The sequence below is a fragment of the Brachybacterium sp. ACRRE genome, from assembly GCF_022346485.1.
In the GTDB taxonomy this organism is placed as follows: Bacteria; Actinomycetota; Actinomycetes; order Actinomycetales; family Dermabacteraceae; genus Brachybacterium; species Brachybacterium halotolerans.
In genome coordinates, this window is record NZ_JAKRMO010000006.1 from 89,338 (window position 1) to 97,670 (window position 8,333).

The 8,333-nt window shown below is 69.4% G+C and carries 5 protein-coding genes; 1 reads left to right on the forward strand and 4 read right to left on the reverse strand.

Annotation, left to right across the window (positions count from 1 at the left end):
- Nucleotides 1–252 precede the first annotated feature (252 nt).
- The 4 genes from MHY49_RS03125 to MHY49_RS03140 all read right to left on the reverse strand — a co-directional run bounded on the left by MHY49_RS03125 (nt 253) and on the right by MHY49_RS03140 (nt 5,991).
- Nucleotides 253–2,226, reverse strand: a complete 1,974-nt coding sequence (locus MHY49_RS03125) for an ABC transporter ATP-binding protein (protein ID WP_239202535.1) — start codon at nt 2,224–2,226, stop codon at nt 253–255.
- A complete protein-coding gene (locus tag MHY49_RS03130; protein WP_239202536.1) occupies nt 2,223–3,179 on the reverse strand; it encodes an ABC transporter permease in 957 nt (318 codons plus the stop codon). The genes MHY49_RS03125 and MHY49_RS03130 overlap by 4 nt, the downstream gene beginning before the upstream one ends.
- Nucleotides 3,169–4,098, reverse strand: coding sequence for an ABC transporter permease (locus MHY49_RS03135; RefSeq protein ID WP_239202537.1), 930 nt, complete (start codon nt 4,096–4,098; stop codon nt 3,169–3,171). Before MHY49_RS03135 ends, MHY49_RS03130 begins: the two co-directional genes overlap by 11 nt.
- Before the next feature lie 249 nt (nt 4,099–4,347).
- Nucleotides 4,348–5,991 carry an ABC transporter substrate-binding protein gene (locus MHY49_RS03140; protein WP_200501105.1) on the reverse strand — a complete coding sequence of 548 codons (1,644 nt, stop codon included), beginning with the start codon at nt 5,989–5,991 and terminating at the stop codon, nt 4,348–4,350.
- A gap of 286 nt (nt 5,992–6,277) precedes the next feature.
- On the opposite strand from MHY49_RS03140, the gene pgi reads away from it, so the two are divergent.
- Nucleotides 6,278–7,984 carry a glucose-6-phosphate isomerase gene (pgi, locus tag MHY49_RS03145; RefSeq protein ID WP_239202538.1) on the forward strand — a complete coding sequence of 569 codons (1,707 nt, stop codon included), beginning with the start codon at nt 6,278–6,280 and terminating at the stop codon, nt 7,982–7,984.
- The last annotated feature ends 349 nt before the right edge of the window (nt 7,985–8,333 follow it).

Consider the following 8,333-nt stretch of genomic DNA (forward strand, 5'->3'; position numbering starts at 1 on the left):
GAGGAGGCTCGTGCACGGGTGTCCGGGGCGTGCGGACACGATGCGCCGGAGAGATTCTACCGTCCGACGGGGCCGATCCCGAGGTGCGCTTGGACACGCCGTGCCGAGGCGCCGACGGCAGGCCCCGCGCCAGAGCCCACGCCAGGGCCCACGCCAGGGCGCACGCAGACGGCCCGCCGCCTCCTCGCGGAGCGCGGCGGGCCGTCTGCGGTGCCGCACGGGGCGGCGGGAGCGGATCGGGCTCGGCCAGGATCAGACGTGCCCGGCGCCGCTGAAGGGATCCTCGGGGTCCCCGCCGAGCGGGTGGTGGCCGTCGGTCCCCTCCCGATCATCGCCCCGCGCGCCGTCGGCCTCGGGGACGTCCGTGTCGACGTCCACCTCGATGGTCTCCGCTCCCGCGAGCGGGATCGAGCCGCCGGGGATCGCCGCGAGCAGGCGCTTGGTGTACTCCTGCTGCGGGTCGTGGAAGACCTCATCGGTCGAGCCGTGCTCGACGACGCGACCCTTCTCCATGACCACGGTGTGATCGGCGATCTGGCGCACGACGGCGAGGTCGTGGGTGATGAACAGGTAGGACAGTCCCAGCTCGGACTGCAGGTCGTTGAGCAGGTGCAGCACCTGGTCCTGGACCAGCACGTCGAGGGCGGAGACGGCCTCGTCGCACACGACGACCTCGGGATCCAGGGCCAGTGCACGCGCGATCGCGATCCTCTGGCGCTGGCCTCCCGAGAGCTCGTTGGGATAGCGGCGCATCATCGAGGCAGGCAGGGCGACCTTGTCGAGCAGGTCGCGGACCTTCGCCTCACGGGACGCCGCGTCCCCGATGCCGTGCAGACGCAGCGGCTCCTCGATCGTGCGGAAGATCGAGTACATCGGGTCGAGGGTCCCGTAGGGGTTCTGGAAGATCGGCTGCACGCGGCGGCGCAGCGCCATCATCTCCTTCCCCTTCATCCCGGCGATGTCCTGGCCCTCGAACAGCACCCGGCCCGACGTGGGCTCGAGCAGGCGGAGCACCATCTGGGCGACGGTCGACTTCCCGGAGCCGGACTCCCCGACGATCGCCGTGGTCGTGCCGCGGCGCAGGTCGAAGGAGACGTCGTCGACGGCGGTGAAGGGGGTCGTCCTCCACGGCACCTTCCCGCGCAGCGGGAACACCTTGGTGAGGTTCTGGACGCTGATCACCGTGTCCTCGCGGGTGCGCTGCGCATCGGCGCCACGCCCTGCGCCTCCGGCGGGGCCGGCCCCACTGGCAGGGACGTCCCCGCCGGCAGGGGCATCCCCGTCGGTCGCCCTCTCGGACACCGCGACCGATCCGCCGGCCTCACCGTGCGCCGACTGGCCCGTCGCGTCCTGTGCCTCGCCGTTCTTGGTCGAGACCAGTCGCCGCGAGGCCAGCGAGGGCGCCGCGGCGATCAGCCGCTTCGTGTACGGGTGCTGCGGGTCCTGGAGGATCTGCAGCGCGGGGCCCGATTCGACGATCTGACCCTTGTACATCACGACCAGGTGCTGGGCGCGCTCGGCGGCCAGGCCCAGGTCGTGGGTGATCAGCAGCACCGCGACGCCGAGCTCGGCGGTCAGGGTGTCGAGGTGGTCGAGGATCTGCTGCTGGACGGTGACGTCCAGGGCGCTCGTCGGCTCGTCGGCGATGAGCAGTCGCGGCCTCGCGGCGAGGCCCATGGCGATCAGGGCGCGCTGGCGCATGCCGCCGGAGAACTCGTGCGGATACTGGCCGGCGCGGCGCTCGGCGTCGGGCAGCCCCGCCTCCTCGAGCAGCTCGACGGTGCGCTTCGTGGCCGCGGCGCCCTTGGCGACGCCGTTGGCGGCGAGCGCCTCGTCGATCTGGGAGCCGACCTTCCACAGCGGGTTGAGGTTGCTCATGGGGTCCTGCGGGACCAGTCCGATCTCGCTGCCGCGCAGGGCGCGGATCTGGCCGAGCGGCACGGAGGTGATGTCCTTGCCGTCGAAGCGGATCGAGCCGCCGGTGACCTTGCCGTTGGACGGGAGCAGCCGGGCGATGCTCATCGCCGTGGTCGACTTGCCCGAGCCGGACTCGCCGACGATCGCGACGGTCTCGCCCGGATAGACCTCGAGGTTGGCGCCGCGCACGGCGTGCACGGGGCCGCTGCCGGTCGAGAACGTGATGTCGAGGTCGCGGATCTCGAGCAGCGCGCCGGCCTCGGCGCTGGCGGGCTGATCGCCCGTTCGGGGTGCAGTGGTGGCGCTCATCGCTTCCTCGCCTTGGGATCCAGGGCGTCGCGGACGGCGTCGCCGAGCATGATGAAGCTCAGCACGCAGATCGCGAGCGCCACTGACGGGTAGAACAGCATCATCGGGTTGTTGCGCAGCGCGGGCTGGGCGTCCGAGATGTCGCTGCCCCACGAGATCGAGCCGTTGCCGAGCCCGAGGTAGGACAGGGTCGCCTGGGCGACGATGAACACGCCCAGGTTCACGGTGGCCGTGACGATCACCGGGGCGATCGCGTTGGGCAGCACATGCTTGGCGAGGTTCGTGAGCTTCCCCGCGCCCAGGGCGGTCGAGGCGGTCACGAAGTTCTGGCTCTTGACCGAGAGCACGGCGCCGCGGGTGATGCGGGCGATGTTCGTCCACCCGAAGACCGCGAGGATCAGGGCGATCGTGAAGGTGCTGACCCCGCTGCTGAGAGCGGTGAACGCGACGATCGCGCCGAGCACGAGCGGCAGCGCGAAGAAGATCTCGGTGACGCGGGAGAGGACCTCGTCGATCCAGCCGCCCACGTAGCCGGCGAAGGCGCCGATGACCACGCCGATGACGGTCGAGATGACCATGGCGAAGAAGCCGACGCTCAGCGAGGTGCGCGTGCCGTAGAGGATGCGCGCCCAGACGTCGTACCCCTGGACGGTGGTGCCCAGCAGGTGGCCGTCGCCCGGCTTCTGGTTGGAGACGCCGAGGTCGCCCTTGGTGGGGTCGAAGTCGGTGAAGAGCCCGGGGAACGCCGCGATGAACAGCAGCAGGAGGATCAGCAGGGCGGAGATCACGAACACGGGGTTGCGGATCAGGTTGTGCGCGGCCTCGCCCCACATGGAGCGGGGCGCGGCGGTGGTGTCCACCGCGTCGACCTCGCGCAGCGGCGTCTCGTCCAGGGGCGCGACGAAGTGCTCGTCGGCCGGACGCAGGGTGCGGGGGCTGTGATCACTTCGCATGGCGGATCCTCGGGTCGAGCACGGCGTAGAGCAGGTCCACGATGAGGTTGGTGAGCAGGAAGATCATCACCATGATCGTGACCACGGAGACGATCACGGGACTCTCGGACTTGTTGATCGCCTGGTAGAGCACCGATCCGATGCCGTGGATGTTGAAGATGCGCTCGGTGACGATCGCGCCGCCCATGAGGGAGCCGAGGTCGGCGCCGATGAACGTCACCACGGGGATCAGCGAGTTGCGCATGATGTGCTTGGAGATCACGCCGGTGCGCGAGAGCCCCTTGGCGGTCGCGGTGCGCACGTGGTCGGCCGTCGCGACCTCGGTGATCGAGGTGCGGGTCAGCCTCAGCACGTACGCGAAGGAGACGACGCCGAGCACGAACCCTGGCAGCAGGAGGTTCTGGAGGCTCGCGTCGCGTCCGACGTTCACGGGCACCACCCCGAGCTTCACGCCGAGGGTGAACTGGGCGACGAAGCCGATCACGAAGGTGGGGACCGCGATCACCAGCAGCGAGACCATGAGCAGCGTGGTGTCGATCCAGGTGCCCTTCTTGAGGCCCGAGATGACGCCGGCGACGATGCCCAGGATGGTCTCGAAGACCACCGCGATGATCGCGAGGCGGAAGGTCACGGGGAACGCGTCGCGGATCTGCTCGATGATCGGTCGGCCGTTGAAGCCGACGCCGAAGTCGCCGCGCACCACCTTCCCGACGTAGATCAGCCACTGCACGATGAGCGGCTTGTCCAGGTTGTACTGCGATCGGAGCTGCTCCTGCACGGCCGGCGAGAGGGGCTTGTCGCCCATGATCGCCTGGATCGGATCGCCGCCCGCGTAGAACGCCATGACGTAGATCAGCAGGGTCGCACCGAGGAAGACGGGGATCATCTGCAGCAGTCGCCGCCCGATGTACCAGATCACTGGGTCACCTCAGGTTGATGGGAGAGGACGACGATCGCCGTCCCGGGGGAAGTCGGCCGGAGCGCTCGCGCGGGGCCGCTGACGCCCGTGTCCGGGCCGACGCGGGACCGGGCCGGTGGGGCCGGCCGACGCGGGGCCGGGCCGACGTGGGGGCCGGGCCGGTCCCGGTGGTCCTGGACGGACCTCGGGGCGGGAAGGGCTCCGTGCCCCTCCCGCCCCGGCATCAGCGGATGCGCGCAGCTCCGTCGATCACTTGGTGATCGCGTAGTACAGCGGGACGGTGTCCCAGCCGTACTTCACGTCGGAGACGTTCTCGGAGAAGCCGCCGAAGGTGTTCTGGTACCACAGCGGGATCGCCGGCAGGTCCTCCATGAGGATCGCCTCGGCCGCCTTGTACTTCTCGATCGCGGCGTCCTCGTCGGCCGCCGAGAGGCCCTCCTTGAGCAGATCGTCGAACTCGGGGTTCTTGTAGTCGCCGTCGTTCGAGCCCTTGCCGTCGGCCGCGGCCGAGGAGTAGAGGGGGCCCAGGAAGTTGTAGGCCGAGGGGTAGTCGGCCTGCCACCCGGAGCGGAACGCGCCCTTGAGCTCGCGCTTGGTGATCTGCTCGCGGAAGTCGCCGAAGGCCGGGAACGGCTTGCCCTTGGCGGTGATGCCCAGGGTGTTGGCGATCGAGTTGCACACGGCGTCGACCCAGTCCTTGTGCGGGGCGTCGGCGTTGTAGGCCAGGGTGAACTCACCCTTGAAGGGCTGCTTCTTCTCCGCCTCGGCCCAGAGCTTCTTCGCCTCGGCCTCGTCGAACTCGAGCACCTCGGCGCCCGGGATGTCCTTCTGGCCGCCGCCGGGGATCACCGGGGCGATGAAGTCCGTGGCGGGGGTGCGGGTGCCGTAGAAGAGCTTGTCGCAGATCTGCTTGCGGTTGATCGCGCGGGAGATGGCCTTGCGGCGCAGCGTGCCGGCCTCGCCCGAGAAGTTCGGGTCGTTCTGGGCGATCGTGAAGGACTGGAAGACGGCGCCGGGATCGTTGACCGCGCGGTCGCCCAGGGTGTCCTGGTAGCTCGACAGGGCCGAGGTCGGGATGAGGTCGGTGACGTCGACCTCGCCGGACTCCAGGTCGCCGTACATGGTGTCGTCAGACGAGTAGATCGTGAAGGTCACGCCGGCGTTCTTCGCCTTGCGGGGACCGTCGTACTTGTCGTTGGGGACGAGCACGATCTGCTGGTCGTGGTCCCAGGTGTCGACCATGTAGGGGCCGTTGGAGACCGGCTTCTCGCCGAAGGCCTTGGTGTCGTCGTAGAACGACTCGGGCAGCGGCGAGTAGGCGCTGTAGCCGAGGCGGTTCGGGAAGTCGGACTGCTCGGAGACGAGCTTGACGGTGAAGGTCAGGTCGTCGACGACCTTGAGGCCCGAGAGGGTCTCCTTGCCGGTGGCCTTGTCGGCGCTGACCTTGTCGAAGCCCTCGATGGGCTCGAAGAAGCTCTGGCTCAGCTGGGCGTTCTTGGTATTCGCGCCGAAGTTCCAGGCGTCGACGAACGACTTCGCGGTCACGGGCGAGTCGTCGGAGAACTTCTGGCCGTCCTTGACCTTGATGGTCCAGGTCTGGTTGTCGTCGGACTCGATCGAGTCGGCGACGTCGTTCTCGACCGTGCCGTCGGCCTTGTAGTACACGAGGCCCGCGAAGACCGAGGTGATGATGCGGCCGCCGCCCACCTCATTGGTGTTGGTCGGGATCAGCGGGTTCTGGGGCTCGGTCTCGTTGGCGTAGACCGGATCGCCCGAGCCGCCGCCGGAGCCGCCGTCGCCGCTGTCGCTCCCGCCGCCGCAGGCGGACAGGGCGAGGGCGGCGGTGCCGGCGGCACCGGTGCCGAGGATCATCGAACGTCGCGAGATGGACATGGACACTCCTTAGTGTCATGGGATGCCGCGGCCGCGTCTGCGGTCGGATCTCCGTACGGGGTCGCGCTCTGGGGATCCGCGAGGATCGTGGCGCGCATCCTCCAGTGTGCACGACGTGACGGGGTGCATAGCGCAAGAAGTGTCCATCCATTGGTCACGATACGGTCACTGCCCCGTCCGTCCGTCGATGCCGGGGAGATGCCGGGGAGCAGGCTGAGAGGACTGAGTTCCCACATCCGGCCTCCTCGCCTCGCACGTGCGCCCCCTCGCGAGCGACAATGGGGCCATGACTTCCGCACAGAACACGCAGACCCCGCAGGACGCGCCCGTCGACCCCACGACGACGGACGCCTGGGAGCAGCTCCTCGCGCACGACGAGTCGCTCGACGGCTCGCTGCGCGAGTGGTTCGACGAGGACCCGCAGCGCGCGGAGCGCCTCACCCACGACGCCGCCGACCTGCACGTGGACCTCTCCAAGAACCTCGTGACCCCCGAGACCGTGGAGCTCCTGCTGCACCTCGCCGAGGAGACCGGCGTGCTCGCGCGCCGCGACGCGATGTTCGCCGGCGAGCACATCAACACCACCGAGGACCGCGCCGTGCTGCACACCGCGCTGCGCCGCCCCGAGGGCGCCTCCCCCGAGCTCGTCGTCGACGGCCAGGACGTCGACCACGACGTGCACGAGACCCTCGCGCGCATCTACGACTTCGCCCGCAAGGTCCGCTCGGGCGAGTGGACCGGCGTGACCGGCAAGAAGATCGAGACCGTCGTGAACATCGGCATCGGCGGCTCCGACCTGGGCCCCGTCATGGTCTACGAGGCGCTCAAGCCGCTCGCCCAGGAGGGCCTGCAGGCGCGCTTCATCTCCAACATCGATCCGACCGACGCGTACGAGACGACCGCGGACCTCGACCCCGAGACGACCCTGGTCATCGTCGCCTCGAAGACCTTCACGACGCTCGAGACGATCACCAACGCGCGCCTGGTGCGCGAGTGGCTGCTCGCGGGACTGCGCGAGAACGCCGGACTCACCGCCGAGCAGGAGAAGGAGGCCGTGGCCAAGCACTTCGTCGCGGTCTCGACCGCGCTCGACAAGGTCGAGGCCTTCGGCATCGACCCCTCCAACGCCTTCGGCTTCTGGAACTGGGTGGGCGGCCGCTACTCCGTGGACTCCGCGATCGGCACCGTGCTCGCCACGGTCCTGGGCCCCGAGGCCTTCGAGGAGCTGCTCGCCGGCTTCCACGCGATGGACGAGCACTTCCGCACCGCCCCCGCCGCGCAGAACGTGCCGCTGCTCATGGGCCTGCTGAACATCTGGAACGTGAACTTCCTGGAGGCCGAGACCCACGCGGTCCTCCCCTACTCCCAGTACCTGCACCGCTTCCCCGCCTACCTCCAGCAGCTGACCATGGAGTCCAACGGCAAGTCGGTGCGCTGGGACGGCTCCACCGTGGTCACCGAGACCGGCGAGGTCTTCTGGGGCGAGCCCGGCACCAACGGGCAGCACGCCTTCTACCAGCTGATCCACCAGGGCACCCGGATCATCCCCGCGGACTTCATCGCCTTCGCGAACCCCGTGCGCCCGCTCAAGGACGGCGAGCAGGACGTGCACGAGCTGTTCCTCGCGAACTTCTTCGCGCAGACCAAGGCCCTGGCCTTCGGCAAGACCGAGGAGGAGGTGCGCGCCGAGGGCACCGAGGGACAGCTCGTCGCCGCCCGCATGTTCTCCGGCGACCGGCCGTCGACCTCGATCATGGCGCCCTCGCTCACCCCGAGCGTGCTGGGCCAGCTCATCGCCCTGTACGAGCACATCACCTTCGTGGAGGGCTCCGTGTGGGGCATCAACTCCTTCGACCAGTGGGGTGTGGAGCTCGGCAAGCAGCTCGCCAAGGACCTCGCTCCGGCCGTCGCCGGCGACGATGCCGCCATCGACGCCCAGGACTCCTCGACCGCCGAGCTGATCCGCTACTACCGGGACCACCGCACCGTCTGATCCCGGCCCCGACGTCGGCGCCCGGCGTCGGGGCCCGGCACCCGGCCGGCGGACCGGCGGAAGCACCCCGAGAAGTACGAAATCGTTGCCATGAGCACTCTTGGCAACGATTTCGTACTTCTCGCCGGTTCGAAGGCAATGCGCCCGTCGTGCCGACGGCCGGCGCCCCGGTCGACTGGCCTCCCGGCCGGCAGATGTCCCTCGAGTGGTACGAAACGGTTGCCATGAGCGCTCATGGCAACCGTTTCGTACCACTCGCCGTTTCGAGGGGCACGGCGCACCATGCCCGGCACCCCGGGGCCCCGGCGCCCCGCCTCCCGACTCCGGGCGCTGCGACTCCCCATCCCCC